Raw genomic sequence first — 21094 nt, forward strand, 5'->3', positions numbered from 1 at the left:
ACGGCTGATGCCTTCACAAATGGGCTCGCTGCCGCAGAGATGAGTAGATGACACAGATCCAACGTGCGAGCCCATTCGCGAAAATACTATGCCGTACGCGGTTTACGTCCTGAAACAAAATGACTCACATCATTGAACCCCGGCGTCGAGGAATGCCCCGGCGTGACCAGCGAATCAATAAACGCCTCATCTTCAGTCGTAATCTTCACCGCCTGCGCCTTGGTGTACGCATCCCACTGTTCCTCGGTGCGCGGTCCGACAATCGCCGACGTCACGGCGCCGTTGTTCAGCACCCAGGCAATCGCGAACTCGACAATGCCCACGCCACGCTCCTGGGTGTACCGCTGAATCTGTTGGGCAATGCGCAACGACTCCACCCGCCACTCGGTTTCCAGAATACGTTTGTCCGCGCGACCGGCGCGGCTGTTGGCGTCCGGTTTCACGTCGGGTGCGTACTTGCCGCTGAGCACACCGCGAGCCAACGGGCTGTAAGGCACCACGCCCAGACCATAATTTTGCGCGGCGGTGATCTGCTCGGTCTCGGCCTGACGGTTAACAATGTTGTACAGCGGCTGGCTGATCACCGGCCGGTCGACGCCCAGTTGATCGGCCACACGAATCACCTCGGCAATCCGCCAGCCACGATAGTTCGACAACCCCCAATACCGAATCTTGCCCTGGCGAATCAGATCGCCAATCGCCGACACTGTCACTTCCAGCGGCGTGTTGTGGTCTTCGCGGTGCAGGTAATAGATGTCGAGATAGTCCGTGCCCAACCGCGTCAGGCTGGCGTCGAGGCCGTTGAAAATATGCTTGCGGCTCAACCCGCTGCGGTTCGGCACACCATCCACCGGGCCGAATCCGACCTTGGTCGCCAGCACCCATTCGTGCCGGTTGCCGGCAATCGCTTCGCCGACGATCTCTTCGGAACGGCCGCCGGTGTAGACGTCAGCGGTGTCGATGAAATTGATGCCCTGGTCCCAGGCCTTGTCGATGATCCGCAGGGAATCTTCGGTGCTGGTCTGTTCGCCGAACATCATGGTGCCCAGTGTCAGGGTCGACACCTGTAAACCCGAATGACCCAGCGTGCGATAGCTCATGACGAAATCCTTTTACCGGTGGGAAAGCCTCAATCAAATACCAGAACGCCTGCGCGCAGAAAAGTGAAATTAACGACACAGACGTGACAGTAATAAACAGCACTGTTTAACGGACACCTTCAGACACGTACTCAGGCTACACATCCTTGCGCCGTTGCCTACGACTGCGCCAGAATCCGCCGGCTTGTGCGCCTTGGGCCTGGGTTTTATCGTTACCCCGTCGCTGAAAACAGCGATGGGGTTTGGTAGCCCGGTTTTTCACAAGAGTGCAATGCACCATCAATTGAGGCGTCTTTCCGCCTCAGCTTTTATGGTGGTCATGCACAGGGCGTCTTCGGACGCGCCGGTTCCTTGTGCCCGGTCTACCAACCTGCGCATGGCCGCCACCCTTCGTTTGGTAGCGAGGGTGATGGCTCCTTTTTTGGTAGCACAAGGAGTTTCATCTATGTTCAAACCAACACCAAACCCACCAGAAGCGGACAACGTTTCCCCCTACGAAACCGCCGATTCCAAAAAACTCAACGAGGCCGCCGAGCGAGCGCTCGATTTCCACTTCCCGTCGAATGCCGACATCAAAGCCACCCCGCGAACCCGCAGCACCCTGTTTTCCGTGGACCCGGAGGCCACGACCGAAACCCTGGCGGTTTATCTGGTCGAGACACTGGCCTCGGTCGATGTGATGGTCCATCAGTTGGTGGATCATCTGGAGGGCGAGTCGCGTTATGCGCTTTTGGGGATTTCCAATAGCATCATGGTGGCGGAGATTGCGGCGAACCGGGTGTTGGATAACGTCGGCCTGCAGAGTTAACCCAGATCCTGAAGAGCGCATAAACCTGTGGCGAGGGAGCTTGCTCCCGCTCGGCTGCGCAGCAGTCGTAATCGTGTGCGCGGTTTGACTGAAACACTTCGGTGAATGGTTTTGGGGCTGCTTCGCAGCCCAGCGGGAGCAAGCTCCCTCGCCACAAAAGTGTGTCTGCCCCCCGTAAAGCGTGTCTGCACGCGCGAAATGAAAAACGGCCCGAAAGGGCCGTTTTTGTTGGTGATCACGCGTGGTGAAGTGAAGCCTTAAACCCGCAACGTCCGCGTCATGCGCAGTGCCAACATGCTCCCGCACACAATCACGCCCGCCAGCAGATAAAGCGCCGCATCGGTCGAGCCGGTGCTGTCCTTGACCCAACCCACCAGGTACGGGCTCAGGAAACCCGCCATCTGTCCCATGGAGTTGATCAACGCCAAACCGCCCGCCGCCGCGCCCGCGCTCAGCATTGCTGTCGGCACTGGCCAGAACATCGGCAAGCCGGTGAGGGCGCCCATGGTGGCGATGGTCAGGCCGAGAATCGCAATGGCCGGCGTGGTGGCGAAGTTCACGGCGATCAGCAGACCCACCGCGCCCATCAGCATCGGCACCACCAAGTGCCAGCGGCGTTCTTTGCGTAGGTCAGCCGAGCGGCCGACCATCAACATGAACAGCGCCGCGAGCAGGTACGGAATCGCGCTCAACCAGCCGATCACCAGGTTATCGCTGAAGCCCAGGTTCTTGATGATCGACGGCAGCCAGAAGTTGATCGCGTAGACGCCGCTCTGGATGCAGAAATAGATCAGGCCGAACGCCCAGATCGCCGGGTTCTTGAACACGGCCAGCAGCGAGTCGGTGTTGGTTTTTGGTTTGTTGGCCAGGTCTTCGGCGTGGTCGGCTTCCAGCACCGAACGCTCGAACGGCGTGAGCCATTTGGCGTTGGCGTAACTGTCGCTCAGCAGGAAATAGGCGAGGGCGCCGAGGATCACGGTCGGAATGCCTTGCAGCAGGAACATCCACTGCCAGCCCGCCAAACCGCCCTGGCCGGCGGCGAAGTGGTTGAGGATCCAGCCGGAAAACGGGCTGCCGAGCAGGCCGGAGACCGGGATCGCCGACATGAACAGCGCCATGATGCGGCCACGGCGGAAGGTCGGGAACCACTGCGAGAGGTAGAGCACCACGCCCGGGAAGAACCCGGCTTCGGCCGCGCCGGTGAACAGGCGCAAGGTGTAGAACTCGGTCGGGGTGGTGACGAACAGCAGGCAGGTCGAGAGCGTGCCCCAGACGATCATCATCAGCGCGATCCAGCGCCGTGGGCCGAATCTGGTCAGGGCCAGGTTGCTCGGCACGCCGCACAGCACGTAGCCGATGAAGAAGATCCCGGCGCCGAGGCCGTACACGGTTTCGCTGAATTTCAGTGCGTCGAGCATCTGCAGTTTGGCGAATCCAACGTTGACCCGGTCGAGGTAGTTGAACAGGTAGCAGATGAAGATGAAGGGGATCAAACGCAGGGTAATGCGTTTGTAGACGGCGTTTTTGTCGTCAACGATGGCCTGGGTAGCGGCGGCGCTCTGTGACATGGCGGGCTCTCTCTTTATTATGATTTTTTGCGATGCGCAGGGTAACGTTGATCGCCCAGAGAGTCTCGGCCACCCTCGGGGTTGCTGTCTTTGTGCCTGAGCACAGGGTTTGCAACCAAGCCCTGTGCGGGTGAACAACCCCGTCCCATCACGCTTCCAAGGATCCCGATATGTTCGAACTCGATCACGACCTGGCCCAGGACATCGTCGACCGGGCGATGGCCATCCTGCCGTACAACGTCAACGTCATGGACAGTCAGGGATTGATCCTCGGCAGCGGCGAACCGGAGAGGATCAACACCCGCCATGAAGGCGCGCAATTGGTGCTGGCCAACGGGCGGGTGGTGGAAATCGATGCGCAAACCGCGATTCATCTCAAAGGCGTGCAGCCGGGGATCAATCTGCCGTTGCTGCTCGATCAACGCTTGATCGGTGTGCTGGGGATTACCGGCGAACCTGAGCAACTGCGCACCTACGCCGAGCTGGTGCGGATGACCGCCGAAATGCTGGTGGGCCAGCGCAATCAGCAGGCCGAGCAGCAATGGCGGCGACAGCGTTGCGATGATCTGTTGGCGTTGCTGCTGAGCGAGGCGGGGGATTCGCCGCGACTGCTGGATGAAGCGCAGCAACTGGGACTCAAGCCGCAGATGACTCGGGTGCCGTATTTGTTTGAGTTGGGCATGGAGCACGGTCCGGGGCAAACCGTCGATGCGCTCAGTGCTTGGCTGACATCACGTTACCCGGACAGTTGGTGCGTGAGTTCGGCGAAGTCGTCGTTGCTTTGGTGCCGACCGGCAAGTCAGGCGATCGAGAATGATCGGCTGCTGGAGAAGCTCGACGGTCTGGGCTGGAACATTTTGCGCATTGCCGTGGGTGGGCAGGCGGATGGATTGTCGGGGCTGCGTCGTTGCTATCGACGGGTCGGCGACTTGCTGGCGTATGGGCGCGATGTGTTGCCGCGTTCGCGGTTGCTGACGCTCCACCGTTATCGGCTGCCGGTGATGCTGTGGCGGCATCGCAATGACGACGCGCTGGATGAGCTGCTCAAGCCACTGCGCAAAGTCATCGCCAAGGACGGCAACGGCCAACTGCTGGCGACCTTGCGCAGTTGGTGCGAACACGACGGGCAGAGCCAGGCGTGTGCGGAGGCGTTGGGGATTCATCGCAATAGCCTGCGCTATCGGATGGAGCGGATTGCCGAGTTGAGTGGGGTTGATCCGCTGAAACTGGACGGGATGCTTGCGCTGTACCTGGGCGTGCAGCTCCTCCCCCCAACCGACTGACAACCCCCAATTTTGTAGCAGCTGCCGAGCAGCGCGAGGCTGCGTTCGGCGGCGAAGCCGTCGTGAAATCATCCGCTGCGGTGAATCAGACAAACCGTATATACCGGATTTGCGAGGACTTCGTCCTCGAACGCAGCCTCGCGCTGCTCGGCAGCTGCTACAACAAGTGTGTACGTCGGCAGGGCTTTGTGAAAATGAACAATAAACGCCACACCCGCTTGTGCAGCGGACCGGCGTTATTGTTCGGGGCTGCTGGCAGCATGGAACGCATTGGAACTGGAGAATTCGCATGAAAATCGTCATCGCCCCCGATTCGTTCAAGGACAGCCTGAGTGCCCAGGGTGTGGCCGACGCCATTGCCCTTGGCCTGGCGCAGGTCTGGCCCGACGCGCAGTTGGTCAAATGCCCGATGGCCGACGGCGGCGAAGGCACGGTCGAGTCGATTCTGGCGGCGTGTGAAGGCGAAATGCACAGGACGCAGGTTCGCGGCCCGCTCGGCACCACCGTCGATGCCGCGTGGGGCTGGTTGCCGCAAACCCACACCGCGATCATCGAAATGGCCGAAGCCAGCGGCCTGCAATTGGTTCCGCCGGGGCAACGCGATGCGTGTATCAGCAGCACCTTTGGCACCGGCGAGCTGATTCGTGCGGCGCTGGATGCCGGGGCGCAACGGGTGATCCTGGCCATTGGCGGCAGCGCCACCAACGACGGCGGCGCCGGGGCGATGCAGGCGCTGGGCGTTAAATTGTTGGACGCCCAAGGGCAGACGCTGGCACCGGGCGGTTTGGACTTGGCGCAACTGGCTCGGATCGACCTGAGTCAAATCGATCCGCGCCTGGCCAACGTGCGCTTCGACATCGCCGCCGACGTCAACAATCCCCTGTGCGGTCCCCACGGCGCTTCAGCGATTTTTGGTCCGCAGAAAGGCGCATCGCCTGAGCAGGTTCAGCAGTTGGATGCAGCCCTTGGACACTTCGCCGGGCTGTGCGCACAGGCATTGGGCAAAGACGTCAAGGACGAACCGGGCAGCGGCGCGGCGGGTGGTCTGGGGTTCGCGGCCAAGGCATTTCTGGAGGCGCAATTCAAGGCCGGCGTGGAAGTCGTCGCCGAGTTGGTCGGGTTGGCTGAGGCGGTGAAGGGCGCCGATCTGGTGATCACTGGCGAAGGACGTTTCGACGCGCAGACCTTGCGCGGCAAGACGCCGTTCGGCGTGGCGCGTATTGCCCGAGAGCAAAGCGTGCCGGTGATTGTGATCGCGGGGACGTTGGGCGAGGGGTATCAGGATTTGTATGCGCATGGCATCGATGCGGCGTTTGCGTTAGCCAGTGGGCCAATGACGCTGGAACAGGCCTGTGCCGAGGCACCGCGGTTGTTGCAAGATCGCGCCAGTGATATCGCGCGGGTTTGGCGAATGGCCGCTCGCAAATCCTGAAGTCAATCCATTCCTGTAGCAGCTGCCGAGCCTGCGAGGCTGCGTTCGAGGACGCAGTCCTCGCCAATCCGAAACATGCGGTTTGCCTGAATGACCGCGTTGTCTGGTTTTACGACTGCTTCGCAGCCGAACGCAGCCTCGCAGGCTCGACAGCTGCTACAGGGATGTGTGTTTCAAGGTTGAAACACTTGCAGCCCCTTGAAATATTTTTCCCAATTCCCCGCATAAAACCTCATCCCCAGCCGATACACCCAATAGGCGCACACAAACCTATTACAACAGTGGCGCCAAGCTGACCCCGCGCGCGCCAACGCCCGCCACTCAGCCATCACCGCAAGGACGCTCGCCGCCTCAATCACCCGAGTATCGTCCTATGTCCCTGCGTAATCTGAATATCGCGCCTCGAGCTTTCCTGGGGTTTGCCTTCATTGCCTTGCTCGTCATCGTACTGGGCGTTTTTGCGGTGAATCGCATGTCGATCATCCGCCAGTCCTCGGTCGACATGGGCAGCACCCAACTGCCCAGCGTCAGCTACCTGGGCAATGTCACCGAAAATATCCTGCGCATGCGCATTTTGTCGTTCCGGATTCTGGTCAACCGCGAGCCGGCGAGCTTGCAAGAGGCTGAAACCCGAATTGGCGTGCTCACCGACAAGGCACGCAAGGCACAGGCCAGCTACGCCGAGTTGCCGGCAGGCCCGGACGAAGCGGCGCTGTACAAGGTGTTCAGTGCGACATTGGACAAATACATGCAAGCGCAGCGCGAGATGATGGACCTGTCGCGCCAGAACAAGGTGGATGAGATGCGCACCTTGATCAACACTCGGATCAAGGAAGGCACTGACCAGATGGGCGAACAGCTCAATAAACTGGTGGCGTACAACCAGGATGGCGCGAAAGCGGCCGGTGTGATCGCTGAAGAAAACTACAACACTGCCGTGAACGGAATCATCGCGGTGTCGGTAGTGGCCTCGCTCATGACCGTGCTGCTCGCCTGGCTGTTGACCCGCAGCATCGTTACGCCGCTCAATCGCGCCGTGCAGGCCGCCGAAACCATTGCCGGCGGCAACCTGAGCAAAGCCATCGAGATCGACGGCAAGGACGAACCGGCCCGTCTGCTCGGCGCCTTGTCTGTCATGCAGGGTAACTTGCGCAAAACCATCGAACAGATCGCCGGTTCCGCCACGCAACTGGGCGCGGCAGCTGAAGAGTTGAGCACCGTGACCCAGGAAGCGTCTCGCGGCCTGCAACAACAGAACAACGAAATCGAACAGGCCGCCACAGCGGTCAACGAAATGACCGCCGCCGTGGAAGAAGTCGCGCGCAACGCCGTGTCGACCTCCGAAGCTTCGAACCAGTCGACCCAGGCCGCGCGCGAAGGCCGCGACCGCGTAGTGGAAACCGTCGACGCAATCCAGACCATGACCCACGACGTGCAAAACACTTCGCTGATGATCGAAGGCCTGGCCGCTCAGGGTCGCGACATCGGCAAAGTGCTGGACGTGATCCGCGCCATCGCCGAACAGACCAACCTGCTGGCCCTCAACGCGGCGATTGAAGCGGCGCGTGCCGGTGAAGCCGGACGTGGGTTTGCCGTGGTCGCGGACGAAGTCCGGGCCCTGGCCCATCGCACCGCGCAATCGACCCAGGAAATCGAAAAAATGGTCGCCGGCATCCAGAACGGCACGGGCGAAGCCGTCTCATCGATGCAGCAAAGCAATCAGCGCACCCAAAGTACTCTGGAAATGGCTCGCGCCGCCGGTGTGGCACTGGAGCAAATCACCCAGTCGATCCACTTGATCAACGAACGCAACCTGGTGATCGCCAGCGCCTCGGAAGAACAGGCCCAGGTGTCCCGTGAAGTTGACCGTAACCTGGTGAACATCCGCGACCTCGCGACTCAGTCCGCCGCCGGTGCCCATCAGACCAGTGCCGCGACCCATGAGCTGTCGCGCCTGGCGGTGGATTTGAATGCGATGGTGGCGCGTTTCGTGATTTGAGATAGGGTTGAGTCTGGAAGTCCGCGCGCGACAGGAGAAACACATGCGCTATTCAGCCTTGACCCAACGAATCGCCGGCGACGGAGCAGCAGCCTGGCAGATTCATGACCGAGCGCTGGAAATGCGCGAGCAAGGAATCGATGTGCTGCTGCTGTCGATCGGCGATCCGGATTTCGACACGCCGCCGCCCATCGTCCAGGCGGCCATCGACAGTTTGCGGGCCGGTGACACGCATTACCCGGAAGTGCGCGGCAGCCGCGGGTTGCGCAACAGCGTTGCGCGGCGCCATCGACAGCGCAGTGGTCAGGCGGTGGATGCCGATCATGTGATCGTGTTTCCGGGGGCGCAATGTGCGGTGTATTCGGTTGCGCAATGCCTGCTCGATCCGGGCGATGAGGTGATCGTCGCTGAGCCGATGTACGTGACTTACGAAGGCGTATTCGGCGCCTGCGCCGCCAAAGTGGTGCCAGTGGCGGTGCGGCCGGAGAACGGCTTTCGCGTTGACCCGGCGGATGTGGCGGCGCTGATCACGCCGAAGACCCGCGTCCTGTTGCTCAACAGCCCCAACAATCCGTCGGGTGCCAGTTTGCCGCTCAAGACCTGGCAATCGCTGGCCGCGTTGTGCGTGCGCCATGATCTGTGGCTGATCAGCGACGAGGTCTACAGCGATCTTTTGTTCGAGGGAGAACACATCAGCCCGGCGAGCCTGCCGGGCATGGCCGAACGCACCACGACGATCAACAGTCTTTCCAAATCCCACGCCATGAGCGGCTGGCGGGTGGGTTGGTCAATCGGCCCGAAAATGCTCGCCGAACACCTGGTGCATTTGTCGTTGTGCATGCTGTTCGGCATTCCGGATTTTGTGCAGAAAGCCGCGCAAGTGGCGCTGGATGAAGACCTGCCGGAAGTGGCGCTGATGCGTGAGGAATACCGTCAGCGTCGCGATTTGGTGTGCGCCAGGTTGAGTGGTTGCGCGGGTATTCGCCCGATCCAGCCGGATGGCGGGATGTTTGTGATGGTGGATGTGCGCCCGACCGGGTTGTGCGCCCAAGGATTTGCCGAGCGCTTGCTGGAAGGTTACGGCGTGTCCGTACTCGCCGGGGAGGCTTTCGGACCGAGTGCGGCGGGGCATATCCGGATCGGGTTGGTAGTGGATCAAGTGAAACTGGCGGATGCCTGCCGGCGGATTGCCTTATGTGCGGCGGACCTGCTCGAAGCACGGCGTGCCTGACAGTTTTGTGTTGTTTGTGCTGGCCTCTTCGCGGGCAAGCCTCGCTCCTACAGGGTTTTTGTGAACCCCACAAACCCAGTGTAGGAGCGAGGCTTGCCCGCGAAGGCTGACTGACAGACGACGAAATTCTTACGCTTCGGACCACGCCCCAACATTCACCAAATTTGCAGGCCGATCCCCAGCCAACGCGGCCAGCAGATTATCCACCGCACACCCAGCCATCGCCTCCCGCGTCTCATGCGTTGCCGACCCCATGTGCGGCGTCGCCACCACGTTGTTCAACGCCAACAACGGAGAATCCAGATTCAGCGGTTCACGCTCAAACACATCCAGCCCGGCCGCGCGAATCTGCCCGGTGCGCAACGCCTCGATCAGCGCCACTTCATCCACGACCTTGCCCCGGGAAATATTGATGAAAATGCTCTCCGCCCGCATCAAGGCGAATTCCTCGGCGCCAATCAAGCCTTCGGTCTCAGCCGTCAGCGGCAAGGTCAGGCAAATGAAATCCGCCTGCTGCAACAGCTCGGTCAGGCTGCGGTACTCAGCATCAAATCGTTGCTCAACCGCCGGTTTCGGCGAATGGCTGTGGTAGATCACCGGCATGCCAAAGCCGAAATGCCCACGTTGCGCCAACGCCTCGCCAATCCGCCCCATGCCAATGATGCCCAGCGTCTTGCCGTGCACATCGGTGCCAAAATGCACCGGCCCAATGTTGCGAGTCCATTTCCCGGCACGGACCATGTTGGCCAGCTCCACCACCCGCCGGGCCGTCGCCAGAATCAGCGCGAAACCCGTATCAGCCGTGGTTTCCGTCAGCACGTCGGGCGTGTTGCTGAGCAGGATGCGCCGCTCGGTCAGGTAGTCGATGTCGTAATTGTCGACGCCCACCGAGACGCTGGCGATGGCTTGCAGATTCGGCGCCATGTCGAGTAGTTCGGCGTCCAGCTTCAGGCTCGCACCGAGCAGGCCGTGGGCACGGGGCAGGGCGGCGCGCAGTTGTGCGATACCCTCCGGGTTGAGGTTGTCGATCAGCGTCACGTCGGTGTGTTCATGCAGGCGAGCCATCAACAGCGGCGAAAGTTTCTTGTACAGCACGACCTGCTTTTTCATCGTCATCATCTCAACTTCAATTCAAGGGTGAGCAGCCGCTGGCCGTTGCGCAGCGGCCTTGGCGACGACCCGGTCACTGGCGCCGGGCTTGAGGGAAATCGTCAGCACCACCGAGAGCATCAATGCGCCGCTCATCAGCAAATACGAAGCGCCGGGCGACCCGGTGGAGCTGTTCAGGTAACCGACCAGATACGAACCGCCAAACGAACCCAGCGCACCCATGCTGTTGATCAACGCCATGGCACCCCCGGCAACGTTGGCCGGAAGGATTTCCGGAACGATCGCAAAAAACGGTCCATACGGCGCATACATGCAGGCACCGGCGATCACCAATAGCGTGTAGGACCACCAGAAATGTTCGGCGCCCAAGGCGTAGGAGCCGTAGAACGCAATGGAGGCAATCAGCAGCGGTGGCCAGACGAAGCGTTTGCGCTTCTGCAATTTGTCCGAGCCCCAGGACACCAGCAACATGGCGATCACCGCGGCCAGGTACGGCAGCGCCGAGAGCCAGCCGGCTTCGATCATGTCCATCTGCGCGCCGGCCTTGAGGATCGACGGCAGCCACAACACGAACCCGTAGACCCCAATGCTCCAGCAGAAAAACTGCAGCGCGAGGATGATCACTTTCGGCGAGCGGAAGGCTTCGGCGTAGTTCTTCACCGCTTTGATGCCGACCTGTTCGGCGGCGAGGGCGCTTTCCAGATCGTGCTTCTCCTGGTCGGTCAGCCACTTGGCCTGGGCCGGACGGTCATCGGCCAGGCGCCACCAGATAAAGGCCCACAGCACCGCCGGCAACCCTTCGATGATGAACATCCAGCGCCAGCTGTAATGCTGCACCAGGTAACCCGACACCACCGACATCCAGAGCATGGTCACCGGGTTGCCGAGGATCAGAAAGGTGTTGGCCCGGGAGCGTTCGGCACGGGTGAACCAGTGGCACAGGTACACCAGCATCGCCGGCATCACCGCGGCTTCGACCACGCCGAGCATGAAGCGAATCACGATCAGCCAATAAGCGTTGGAGACGATGCCGGTCAATGTGGCGAGCCCGCCCCAGAGGATCAGGCTGACGAAAATCAGCTTCTTCACGCTGTGCTTCTGCGCATAGATCGCGCCCGGCACCTGGAAGAAAAAGTAACCGAGGAAGAACAGCGCGCCGAGCATCGACGACAGGCCGGGGGTGATCATCAGGTCGGCGGCCATTCCGGAGGCGGCGGCGAACCCGTAATTGGCGCGGTCCAGATACGCCAGGCTGTAGGTGATGAAGACGATGGGCATGATGTACCACCAGCGGCGGGTGGCGAGTGAGGCGGTTTTCATGATGGTGCTCCTGAGCTTGTTGTTTTTGTCGCAGCAGGTAACGGGTTACAAATCTTCAGTGACTGTGCGGGCCTCTTCGCGGGCAAGCCTCGCTCCTACAGTGGTGCGTGATCCTGTAGGAGCGAGGCTTGCCCGCGAACAGCTATCTCAAATTCAGCAGACATCTCGGCTCGGGTAGGCAACCCCTCCATATCCCCCCGACTCTGCACCGCCCGGCTGCCAATCCAGTTGGCCCGTTGCACGGCATCGGCAAAGCTGTGGTTTTCCAGCAAGGCGCTGATCATGCCGACGGCAAAGCCATCGCCAGCCCCAACCGTGTCGACCACCGTTGCCACCGGCACGCCCGCGACAAACCCCTCATCCTGATGCGTGCGGTAATACGCACCGTGCGGCCCGAGCTTGATGGCCACCGCTTCAGCACCTTGATCGAGATAAAACGCTGCGATATCCGCCGGGTCTTCAAACCCGGTCAGCAACCGGCCTTCACTCAACCCCGGCAACACCCAATGGGCGAGGGCGGCGAGGCGATTGATTTCGCGGATCATCAGTAGCTCGCTGGCCCACAGGCTCGGGCGCAGGTTCGGATCAAACGAAACGCTGCGCCCGGCATTGCGCATGCGGGTCATCAGTTCAAACGACATCTCCCGGGCGGACGCGGACAGCGCCGGAGGAATACCAGTGACGTGCAAATGCCGAGCGTTGAGCAATGGCGGGGAGATCGACTGCACCGACAAATGACTGGCCGCCGAACCGCGACGGAAATACTCGACCGCCGGATCGCTGCCATCCTCGGTGCGGGACTTGAGCTGAAATCCGGTCGGGTGCGCCGGGTCGATGGCGACATGCCTGCAATCCAGGCCTTCTTTTTTCAACGTGTCGACGACAAACCGCCCCAGCGAATCGGCACCCACCCGGCTCAACCACGCTACGTTGAAACCCAGCCGCGACAGGCCGATCGCGACGTTGCTGTCCGCCCCGGCAATGCGCTTGTGGAATTGACTGACGGCCGCCAGATCACCGTTCTGCTGGGCGACAAACATCGCCATGGTTTCGCCGAACGACAGGATGTCGAACTCAGACATGAGCACTCTCCAGGCGGGATTGACCGAGGCGGGCGAGGGTGGCGACGTGCTCGGTGGTCAACCGCACCAGGTCATCGCCTTGCAGCGGATATTCCGCCGCACGCATTACGCCTTGGGCCATGTGCCGCAGCAGTTGTTCCCACAGATGCACGTCGCAGGCGGCCGGCGGGATGGCGACCAGTTTGCCGTCGGCCCGCCGCGCAACAGCTTTGCAATGCACATAGCCGACATGCCGGCCGAGCAACCGCGCAGCGCTGGCGGCGGACTGGTCCTGCCATTGCCAGTTGCCGATGTCGAAGGTCATTTTGATCGGCAGATTGTGCTGCTCGACATCGCCGAAGAACCGTTGAAACGGTTCGATACGGCCGCCGTGCAAGGTCTGGTCGTTTTCCACCAGCAGCTGCACCGGGCTTTGCGCGAGGATTCGGCTCAAGGCCTGGAGATCGTTGTTGTCGGTGAAGTAACCCAGGGAGACTTTCAGCCATTTGGCGCCAAACGCTTCGGCGCGTTGGAGGGTGGTGACCAGTTCAGGATTGGGTTTCGATTGACCGGCGAGCCACAATTCCATCGGCGACGAATAAATGCTTTCCAGACCTTGGGATTGGGTAGCGTCGGCCAGTTGCAACGGATCTTCATCGGTCAGCAACTCTTCGCGCCATTCAATACGCGTGGCACCGGCCGCGGCCAATACCTCGATAAAACTGCCTTGGCCGCGTTGGCGGACCAGGTCGGCGCCGTAGCTCGACAGACTGATGGAGACGGGTGGTTTATTCATTGTTTTACACCTCTGAAACCGGTTTCATTTTTGTTCAAAAAAAATGGCATAAGTGATGGGGTGTGCTTTCGGGCCTCATCGCGAGCAGGCTCGCTCCCACATTGGAATGCGTACACCTGTGGGAGTGAGCCTGCTCGCGATAGGGCCCTAACATTCACCGAAGATTTCCAAGAGTCGACCCCCGCACAATCAACCGCGCCGAAAAATCCATCTTCCGCACCGGCCCGTCATCCCCGCGCAACCGCTTGAGCAAACACTCAAACGCGCTCGCGCCAATCTCCGCCGTCGGCTGGGCAAGCGCCGTAATCCCGCTGCCCACCAACGGAAACCAATCCAGATCATCCAGCGCGATCAGCCCGACATCCTCAAACAGATTGCACTGCAACTCACGCAAGGAATGAGTAACGGCCAACGCCGCAATGCCATTGGCACAAAACAACGCTTTCGGCCCCGAGCCAGGTGTGTCGAGGAAGGTTTTCAGCTGCGCAGTCAACTCACTACCGGTTTCCACCACCGCGCCGGTCAGCGTCGGACGCTGCCCGATCTGCGCCTTGAAACTGTCGACCCGCTCAATCCGCGAACTGGTGCCGTCAAACGGTTCCGTCACCATCAGCACGTCGCGATACCCGCGTTCCTGCAAATGGGCGATGGCCATTTCCACCGCGGCCGGGTTGTCCAGGCCGACCAGATCACTCTCAAGCTGTTCGACCTTGCGATCCACCAGCACCATCGGCATCTCCCGGTGCAGTTCACGCAACTCATCGCGGTGGTGGCCAAGGGTGTTCACGATCAAGCCTTCGATGTTGTACGAACGCAGCAACGCCAAATGCTGGCGCTCCTGCTCGTCATCGCGATCGGTGTTGCACACCACCAGGCTGTAGCCATGACGACGGCAGGCGGTTTCCACCCCGTGCATCACGGCAATCGAATAAGGGTTACGGATATCGGCCACCAGCATGCCGATCAGGCGAGTGCGCCCGCGCTTCAGGCCGCGGGCCATCTGGTTGGGGCGATAGCCGAGTTCGGCAATGGCTTGTTCGATGCGCAGGGCAATGGCATCGGAGAGCAGGGCACGGTCATCGCCGATGAAGCGCGAGACACTGGCCTTGGAGACGCCAGCGTGTTCGGCGACGTCGAGCATGGTGACGCGGCTGCGCTGGGCGGCGGAAAAGTCGTTCACGTAGATGGACCTTGTTCTTAGAAGCGTTCGGGATTCAGCCTGAAATGACTGAAACCGGTTTCAGGAAACCCCATAACGGGCTTCGCCGTCAACTGGCAGATGATGATTGCAACCGCCGGATAACGAGTTTTTCCGACGGGCGGTCGTAATACCTGTCAGATCTGACAGTAGGCAAGTGCGGTGCGTAAGTATCTAATTTCTATAAATCGAACGTAACAGGTTCAAGGCGAGAGACTCGATGCCATTGACTAACGACCCGAAACGAACATCTGCCACAACGGCCTCCGATTCGGGGGTTTTGGTGGATATTCCCGGTGTTGTGGGCGTCGATCCCTCGGACCCGATGGGAGCACTGCCGTCAGATGCGAAAGAAAGAGGCATCGAAGTCATCGTTCCTCGCTGGCCCGATTTTCCAGCAGGGGGGCGGACGCACACGGTCGACATTTATATAGTTGGCATCACCGATTCGGTCGCGCAACGAACATACGGTGCCGCAGATAGCGCCCCCGAGTTTTTTATCCTGGTACCGCCGGCATCACTGCCCAACACGGCTTCATTTGAAGTTTTTTATATTGTACGGACGCCTAACCCTACAACTTCACCCTCTCGGCGTTTGACGTTCACCCTTGCGCCACCACCGCTGGTGCTTAAAGAACCCATATTTCCTGATGCCAGTTTATGGGGGTATATCCACTGCCATAAGAGTAATTCCGATCCAGAGGCGTTATACATTTGGGAGGGGGTTCGAATATTCATCCCGTTTGATGATCGCTTTCAGCCACTGGATATTATTGAACTCATGTGGCAGGGATGGGATTCGCTGAACGGCTCAGGTGCCGCACTAACACCATTAACCAGGTTTTCGGGCACGGTCACTGCGGCGGACGTCAGAGATAAAAATAACGTATTGATTGTTGTCAGACCGTTCATTCCTCATATCGAGCCCATGACGAATAATGATTCGGCACTGGCAACTTATACATTGGTGCGAAATGGCATTCCGATGTTCAGGTCTCGTACAGGGTTGGTGAAAATAGACAGGGTTATTCCAGGTGAGAAAGAATTTTGCTCGAGTGCGAGCTGGATGTAGTAACGCATGTTGTGGAGTCGTAACGAATGTTTGACTGCAAGAACCGAGATGGTTAGAGCGCTTTATCGGGGACTTGTAGTTTCTCATTAAACTTTCATCGTAATGGAGAATACAAATGACAACTTATCAGGATAGTGAGGCAGGCGTATCCGGAGGAGCAGGCAGCTTACGGTTTGCCCCCGTCCCCACAGTGCCGGACGGTCGTGGGTCGAACGCCGATATTATTCCGTTTGCTGCGATTCCTGCAGGGCGGGACTTGTCGCTCGAAATATCGACGACGACTTGGGATGGCCCCCATGACAATGACACAGTGGCAGTACAGGTTACGCGCATCCAGCCGCCTGCCAATCCGACAAATGCGGACTTTGAAACGCTTGCACGGGTCCAACTAGGACCGGTGGCAGGCAGGCCAGCGGTTTTCCCGGTGACTCTACCCGCGAGGTTTCTGGGCGAGGCTGCGACTCCAGAAACGGCGACACCGATTTGGGTAAGGGTTGTCATTTATCAGCGCAATCTCAATGGTTTGACATCCAACATCGCTCAATTCTTTATTGACCGTCGAGCTCCTTGGCAGGCAAAACCATTGCAGACAGGGCCGGTTCCGGGTGTGACACCCGGTTTGAAATCGATTCCGCTGGTGACTTTTCCCAATGCGCAAACTGTTGGCACGAACATCGACGACAGGTGGGCAGAAATCCCTGGCAACGCACCCGGGTTGCAAGTGACTGTCGACTTGACGTACGTGAATTTCGATGCAAATGATCAACTCACAGTTTATGCGGCCGGTACCCGAACTGACCCGCCCGAAGTAGCGCCCATTTTCGATGGGCCTGTACCTGCCTGCGGTTCAGTCCTTGTTCCGATGGACGTTCTTCGCGCGGTGACCACCGGCAGGATTCAGATCTGGTTTCGTCTTACTGACGTGGCGGGCAACTTCAGCAATTGGTCGGTGAACTACAGAAATGTCATGTTTCTACCGTTGCCGGTGCTGGGCGATCCTGTCGTTCTGCAAGCACAGACAGACAATCTGATCGATCTCCCGGATGTACGCCTAGGGGTACAGGTGAGGGTAATGCGCCCGACCAATGCACTCAATACCGACAGTGTGAGTTTGAAATGGGGTGATGAAGCGGCCGAAGACCTCACTTTTGGTACACTAATGCAACTGTTGTTCACCATTCCCTGGGCGAAATTGCAGAACGAATACTTTACTAAACAAACCGGTACCGACTATATCCTGCCGGTGTTGGTCACCGCTGATCTGATGCGGGGTGGCAGCTCCATCAGCAATTCGAGTACCACCGTAGATACAGACTACTCAGTGGTCGGTGTTCCCTATCCGCCTGACCAGATCAACCCTCCCGCAGAAATCAACCCTGAGTTGAAACCGCTGATTGTTCGCGGCCAAGCCCCCGTTACAGACAACGAACTCGGCCCACAGGACGTCAATCAAACCGCCACGATTTTCATTGATCTGTCTCCGGAGAGCGGCGGAACGTGGCCGGACCCGGCCCCGGATCGAACGAGCTTGTAACTGTGCATTATCGAGGGGACGCGGGTGAAGTTGTAGTTGGCTCGACGGCGTTGACCACCACTAATGTCAATACCATCATCGAGATGGATTTGACCCCTGGCATTGTTAACCCTGGCGGTCTTGGGCAGAAACGGATCTGGTGGACGACGGAAAGCCCTGATCGCACCAATGATCAAAAGGCAGCAGAAACAGCACTGACGGTCAATACAGTGGTCATTATTCTGGATAAGCCGGAGTTCGTAAGGCCGCCTGAAGATAATACACCGGATGATTTCATTATTTGCCCGAGTTTGACGGGTACCGACCACGTGGCCCGATTCCGCATCCCACCCAATCCTCATTTCGAATTGGATATGGATATAACCTTCAACTGGCGCGGCTTTCGAACCGAAGATTATAGCCAACCAGCTCCTACAGACACCGATTTCACAAGGACCCGGAAAATTACTGCAGCTGAGTTGGTCGCCGGAATGATCTTCGATGTTGAACCTTATGACCCGGTCATAAGGAATGTCCCGCGACCTCCGCCAACTACACCAGACGAAACCGAATTTTATGCCGGTTACGTGAAAGTCTGGTATTCGACTCCAGTAGTGACTACATCGGTGGTTACTGAGATGACTGTTTATTTACTCAACGCAGACTACTTGTATTGTGAGTCTGAACCTGGATGGGACCCAGCCCTGTAGCTGCTAATCAATAACAGTGATGCCGCGGTTGCCGGGAAAGCGTGACGCTTTTCCGGCCCGCAGCAGTTCCTTCCTGCTGGTGAAAAATACGCAGTGTGTTTTGGGTCCGAGGAATTTATCCGACTTATAAAAAGATTTGTCCTACATAGCCGGCGTTGAAATGTAGATAATCTCCGACGCTGTCAATGACGGTGGTCTGAAGAAGCTCGCCTGTCGATCCTCCTTCCGCTGTTCCACAGAAACACTAATTGAGTAGTTTTCCATGAGGTTTAAAAACAAGTCCGGGTTTGTTTTTTTTAAGTTTACCAGTGCAATTTCATATACTTTTTTTATGGTCGCTGCACCCGATTTCGCGTATTCAAGGACTCTGCTGCCAGGGGAGATAGAAACAGTATCCTCAGGCGCTACGCCTGAACAATGGACTATTCCAGCTACCGCCGAACTCAATATAAACAATGCGGGCGCTTTGGATATTAGCGTCGGTGGCGGAACACTTAACGCTGACACAGCCATCACGTCGCAAATAAGTGGTTCTGCGAATGCCCGCATCAATCTGACTTCCTCTACAGTGACCAGTACGGGGTTCGATGCGGCGTTAGCATTAATGGACAGTCATGCCTCGGTGACAAATAGCACTTTAACCAGTCAGAACACGGCATTGACGTTGGCACGCGATCAGCTTATTCCTGTGGGTTCTGTCGCGACGGTTACCAATAGCTCCGTGCTGGGCGGTTTTTCCGGTGCTGCAGTCACTTCTTTAAGTACATTGAACCTGGTTAATACCCGGGTGGAAGGCACCGATTTGGACGGCATCGGTCTTGAGTTGATTGGCGGTCACGCCAATATCAGTGCAGGCAGCCAGGTCGTTGGCGGCCTGAATGGCATTATGTTCGAGGAAGATTTTTTTCTGGATCCTGGCGCTGTCACGGGGCAAAGCCTGGTAACCCTGGACCATTCAACTGTGCAAGGCACAACCGGTGCCGCGATCAGTGTCAATTACGCTACGCCGACCGGCCAGCCAGTCCTGATCGACGTGCGAAACGGTTCGAGCCTGATTGGGGGCAATGACAATATTCTTGAGGTCATCGAGGGGGCCGCAGCCCGATTCCAGGTCGACAACAGCGAGCTGGAAGGCAACATTGAGGTTGCTACTGGCGGTAGTGCCAGTGTGGTGCTGCGAAACAATGCCCGCCTGAACGGTAATCTGAATAACGTTGATTCGGTGAATCTTGATACACAAAGCTTCCTGACCGGCAATGTCCAGGGTTTCGGAGCCGGCGTGGTGACGCTGGACAATAACTCGGTTTTCCACGGAGCCGTTACCGGTGTCAGCGACATCTCCATCAGTCGTGATGCCGAGTGGTACATGGCGGGTAGCAACTCCATTAAAAATCTGAAACTGGGAGGAGGCGGTGTTCGCTTTGGCACGACCGAAGACTTCACGAGTCTGGACATTGAGAACCTCTCGGGCGACGGTAAATTCTATATGCGGGCTGACCTGCCCGCCGGAAAGTCCGACTTTTTGAATGTCACACAGTCTGCAACCGGGCGTTACGAGTTACAGGTAGCCGCGACCGGGAGTGAGCCTGCCAGTGGTACACCAGTCATGATAGGCACCATCGCCTCCGGGGACGCGGAGTTCTCCCTGAAAAACGACCAGGTCGACGTCGGTGCCCTGGCCTACAAACTGGTCAAGGATGGCGAAGGCCTGTACTTGCGACCCGATGCAGAGAATCCGGCTCCAAGCACGGGCACAACAACGGCTATGGCCATAGCCGGGACGGTCCCAACAGTGATTTATGCGGAAATGACGACGCTGAACACTCGTCTTGGGGACCGGCGCATGGCCGGCACTCAGCCGAAAGCACCATCGGCCAACCGACTGTCTGCGGATGCCGAGGGTTCCGGATACGGTATCTGGATGCGAACTTACGGCAATCAATACAACGTCAAAAATTCCTACGGTAATGGATACAAGCAAAATCAGGCGGGTGTCGCGATCGGGGTGGATGCCCCCTTGCCTATAGGGGACGGTCAATGGCTTTACGGCGCATTTGTCGGCAAAAGTACCACTAACCTGAACCTGGCGAGCGGCAGTACCGGATCGATTGACAGCATGTATGCAGGAACCTACTTGACCTATTTCGATGAAGCGACGGGTTATTACGTGGATATTGTTGCAAAGGTCAACCGCTTTGATAACGATGTGAACGTCACGATGAGCGATGACTCCCATGCGAAGAGCAGCTTCAGTAATACAGGCGTAAGCGGTTCTGTCGAGGTCGGCAAGCACTTTGTCCTGGACAATGGCTACTTCTTTGAGCCTTCCGCAAACGTTGGGGCTGCCATAGTGGGAGGCGAGGACTACAGCCTGAATAATGGCCTGCACGTGAACAATGACAAGACCCGTTCTCTGATCGGCAAAGTCGGTATGGCGGTAGGGCGGGAGATAGCTCTGCTCAACGGAAGCAAGCTTCAGCCCCGGGTACGCGCCGCGGTCAGTCGTGAGTTCGTCAATAACAATCGCGTCAGTGTCAACGATATTGAATTTGATAATGATCAGTCCAGCAACAGCGTTGAGTTGACGGGTGGACTCAACTGGATACCTGCTGCCAGGAAATGGCAGGTGTACGCCGAAGTGGGTACCAGTCGCGGCAACAAAGTTGACCAGGAACTGGGGGGAGTATTGGATTGAGCTACAACTTCTAAAAATCTTGCATGGAACCCTAAGATTAATCCCTGCCAGTCAAGCTGACCGGTTTTGATTCAGGTCAGCTTCTCAGCTACCGCATTCGAATCCAATGCATAAATAAACCGATGCCTGTTCAGGCATCGGTTTATTTTTTGCAAATACATCAAACGGTGGACATAACAGGCTGGCTTTAACGTCAAG

Annotated in this window: 16 protein-coding genes; 9 read left to right on the forward strand and 7 right to left on the reverse strand. The window is 58.4% G+C overall.

Annotation, left to right across the window (positions count from 1 at the left end; genetic code table 11):
* Positions 1-86: 86 nt before the first annotated feature.
* On the reverse strand, positions 87-1100 hold the full coding sequence (locus ACA070_RS14845; protein WP_497451777.1) for an aldo/keto reductase: 1014 nt from the start codon (positions 1098-1100) through the stop codon (positions 87-89).
* 445 nt (positions 1101-1545) lie between these two features.
* Here ACA070_RS14845 and ACA070_RS14850 point away from each other — a divergent pair, with 445 nt between their 5' ends.
* A complete protein-coding gene (locus ACA070_RS14850) occupies positions 1546-1908 on the forward strand; it encodes a DUF6124 family protein (protein WP_497451778.1) in 363 nt (120 codons plus the stop codon).
* Positions 1909-2165: 257 nt separating this feature from the next.
* On the opposite strand, the gene ACA070_RS14855 is transcribed toward ACA070_RS14850, so the two are convergent.
* The gene (locus ACA070_RS14855) at positions 2166-3476 is read right to left on the reverse strand and encodes an MFS transporter (protein ID WP_497451779.1); all 1311 of its coding nucleotides are present in this window, start codon (positions 3474-3476) and stop codon (positions 2166-2168) included.
* 170 nt (positions 3477-3646) lie between these two features.
* Here ACA070_RS14855 and ACA070_RS14860 point away from each other — a divergent pair, with 170 nt between their 5' ends.
* From ACA070_RS14860 to ACA070_RS14875, 4 genes are all read left to right on the forward strand, one after another.
* Positions 3647-4759 (forward strand): sugar diacid recognition domain-containing protein, encoded by a 1113-nt coding sequence (locus tag ACA070_RS14860; RefSeq protein WP_497451780.1) that lies wholly within the window; start codon positions 3647-3649, stop codon positions 4757-4759.
* 289 nt (positions 4760-5048) lie between these two features.
* Positions 5049-6191 (forward strand): glycerate kinase, encoded by a 1143-nt coding sequence (locus tag ACA070_RS14865; RefSeq protein WP_497451781.1) that lies wholly within the window; start codon positions 5049-5051, stop codon positions 6189-6191.
* A 373-nt stretch (positions 6192-6564) separates the two neighbouring features.
* Positions 6565-8190: a methyl-accepting chemotaxis protein gene (locus ACA070_RS14870; RefSeq protein WP_497451782.1), complete on the forward strand. Its 1626-nt coding sequence runs from the start codon at positions 6565-6567 to the stop codon at positions 8188-8190.
* Between the two features lie 43 nt (positions 8191-8233).
* Positions 8234-9421 (forward strand): pyridoxal phosphate-dependent aminotransferase, encoded by a 1188-nt coding sequence (locus ACA070_RS14875; protein ID WP_497451783.1) that lies wholly within the window; start codon positions 8234-8236, stop codon positions 9419-9421.
* Between the two features lie 129 nt (positions 9422-9550).
* On the opposite strand, the gene ACA070_RS14880 is transcribed toward ACA070_RS14875, so the two are convergent.
* From ACA070_RS14880 to ACA070_RS14900, 5 genes are all read right to left on the reverse strand, one after another.
* The gene (locus tag ACA070_RS14880; RefSeq protein WP_497451953.1) at positions 9551-10531 is read right to left on the reverse strand and encodes an NAD(P)-dependent oxidoreductase; all 981 of its coding nucleotides are present in this window, start codon (positions 10529-10531) and stop codon (positions 9551-9553) included.
* Positions 10532-10552: 21 nt separating this feature from the next.
* Positions 10553-11851 carry an MFS transporter gene (locus ACA070_RS14885; RefSeq protein ID WP_497451784.1) on the reverse strand — a complete coding sequence of 433 codons (1299 nt, stop codon included), beginning with the start codon at positions 11849-11851 and terminating at the stop codon, positions 10553-10555.
* Between the two features lie 95 nt (positions 11852-11946).
* A complete protein-coding gene (locus ACA070_RS14890; RefSeq protein WP_497451785.1) occupies positions 11947-12933 on the reverse strand; it encodes a sugar kinase in 987 nt (328 codons plus the stop codon).
* Positions 12926-13708 carry a sugar phosphate isomerase/epimerase family protein gene (locus ACA070_RS14895; protein ID WP_497451786.1) on the reverse strand — a complete coding sequence of 261 codons (783 nt, stop codon included), beginning with the start codon at positions 13706-13708 and terminating at the stop codon, positions 12926-12928. The genes ACA070_RS14890 and ACA070_RS14895 overlap by 8 nt, the downstream gene beginning before the upstream one ends.
* Before the next feature lie 154 nt (positions 13709-13862).
* Positions 13863-14888 carry a LacI family DNA-binding transcriptional regulator gene (locus ACA070_RS14900; RefSeq protein ID WP_497451787.1) on the reverse strand — a complete coding sequence of 342 codons (1026 nt, stop codon included), beginning with the start codon at positions 14886-14888 and terminating at the stop codon, positions 13863-13865.
* Between the two features lie 238 nt (positions 14889-15126).
* Between ACA070_RS14900 and ACA070_RS14905 the strand changes: the two genes are divergently transcribed.
* The 4 genes from ACA070_RS14905 (at position 15127) to ACA070_RS14920 (ending at position 20896) form a co-directional block, all read left to right on the forward strand.
* The gene (locus ACA070_RS14905; RefSeq protein WP_497451788.1) at positions 15127-15978 is read left to right on the forward strand and encodes a hypothetical protein; all 852 of its coding nucleotides are present in this window, start codon (positions 15127-15129) and stop codon (positions 15976-15978) included.
* A 115-nt stretch (positions 15979-16093) separates the two neighbouring features.
* Positions 16094-17512: a hypothetical protein gene (locus tag ACA070_RS14910; RefSeq protein WP_497451789.1), complete on the forward strand. Its 1419-nt coding sequence runs from the start codon at positions 16094-16096 to the stop codon at positions 17510-17512.
* A gap of 50 nt (positions 17513-17562) precedes the next feature.
* Positions 17563-18201, forward strand: a complete 639-nt coding sequence (locus tag ACA070_RS14915; RefSeq protein WP_497451790.1) for a hypothetical protein — start codon at positions 17563-17565, stop codon at positions 18199-18201.
* Positions 18202-18463: 262 nt separating this feature from the next.
* Positions 18464-20896: an autotransporter outer membrane beta-barrel domain-containing protein gene (locus tag ACA070_RS14920; RefSeq protein WP_497451791.1), complete on the forward strand. Its 2433-nt coding sequence runs from the start codon at positions 18464-18466 to the stop codon at positions 20894-20896.
* Positions 20897-21094: the final 198 nt, after the last annotated feature.

It is taken from the genome of Pseudomonas sp. LBUM1678 (genome assembly GCF_059695575.1).

What these genes read in the sequence shown, in the direction of transcription:
- ACA070_RS14845 (WP_497451777.1), bottom strand. Translation starts at nt 1,100, where the DNA reads ATGAGCTATCGCACGCTGGGTCATTCGGGTTTACAGGTGTCGACCCTG.
- ACA070_RS14880 (WP_497451953.1), bottom strand. Translation starts at nt 10,531, where the DNA reads ATGAAAAAGCAGGTCGTGCTGTACAAGAAACTTTCGCCGCTGTTGATG.
- ACA070_RS14850 (WP_497451778.1), top strand. Translation starts at nt 1,546, where the DNA reads ATGTTCAAACCAACACCAAACCCACCAGAAGCGGACAACGTTTCCCCC.
- ACA070_RS14865 (WP_497451781.1), top strand. Translation starts at nt 5,049, where the DNA reads ATGAAAATCGTCATCGCCCCCGATTCGTTCAAGGACAGCCTGAGTGCC.
- ACA070_RS14860 (WP_497451780.1), top strand. Translation starts at nt 3,647, where the DNA reads ATGTTCGAACTCGATCACGACCTGGCCCAGGACATCGTCGACCGGGCG.
- ACA070_RS14910 (WP_497451789.1), top strand. Translation starts at nt 16,094, where the DNA reads ATGACAACTTATCAGGATAGTGAGGCAGGCGTATCCGGAGGAGCAGGC.
- ACA070_RS14890 (WP_497451785.1), bottom strand. Translation starts at nt 12,933, where the DNA reads ATGTCTGAGTTCGACATCCTGTCGTTCGGCGAAACCATGGCGATGTTT.
- ACA070_RS14855 (WP_497451779.1), bottom strand. Translation starts at nt 3,476, where the DNA reads ATGTCACAGAGCGCCGCCGCTACCCAGGCCATCGTTGACGACAAAAAC.
- ACA070_RS14875 (WP_497451783.1), top strand. Translation starts at nt 8,234, where the DNA reads ATGCGCTATTCAGCCTTGACCCAACGAATCGCCGGCGACGGAGCAGCA.
- ACA070_RS14895 (WP_497451786.1), bottom strand. Translation starts at nt 13,708, where the DNA reads ATGAATAAACCACCCGTCTCCATCAGTCTGTCGAGCTACGGCGCCGAC.
- ACA070_RS14885 (WP_497451784.1), bottom strand. Translation starts at nt 11,851, where the DNA reads ATGAAAACCGCCTCACTCGCCACCCGCCGCTGGTGGTACATCATGCCC.
- ACA070_RS14920 (WP_497451791.1), top strand. Translation starts at nt 18,464, where the DNA reads ATGAGGTTTAAAAACAAGTCCGGGTTTGTTTTTTTTAAGTTTACCAGT.
- ACA070_RS14905 (WP_497451788.1), top strand. Translation starts at nt 15,127, where the DNA reads ATGCCATTGACTAACGACCCGAAACGAACATCTGCCACAACGGCCTCC.
- ACA070_RS14870 (WP_497451782.1), top strand. Translation starts at nt 6,565, where the DNA reads ATGTCCCTGCGTAATCTGAATATCGCGCCTCGAGCTTTCCTGGGGTTT.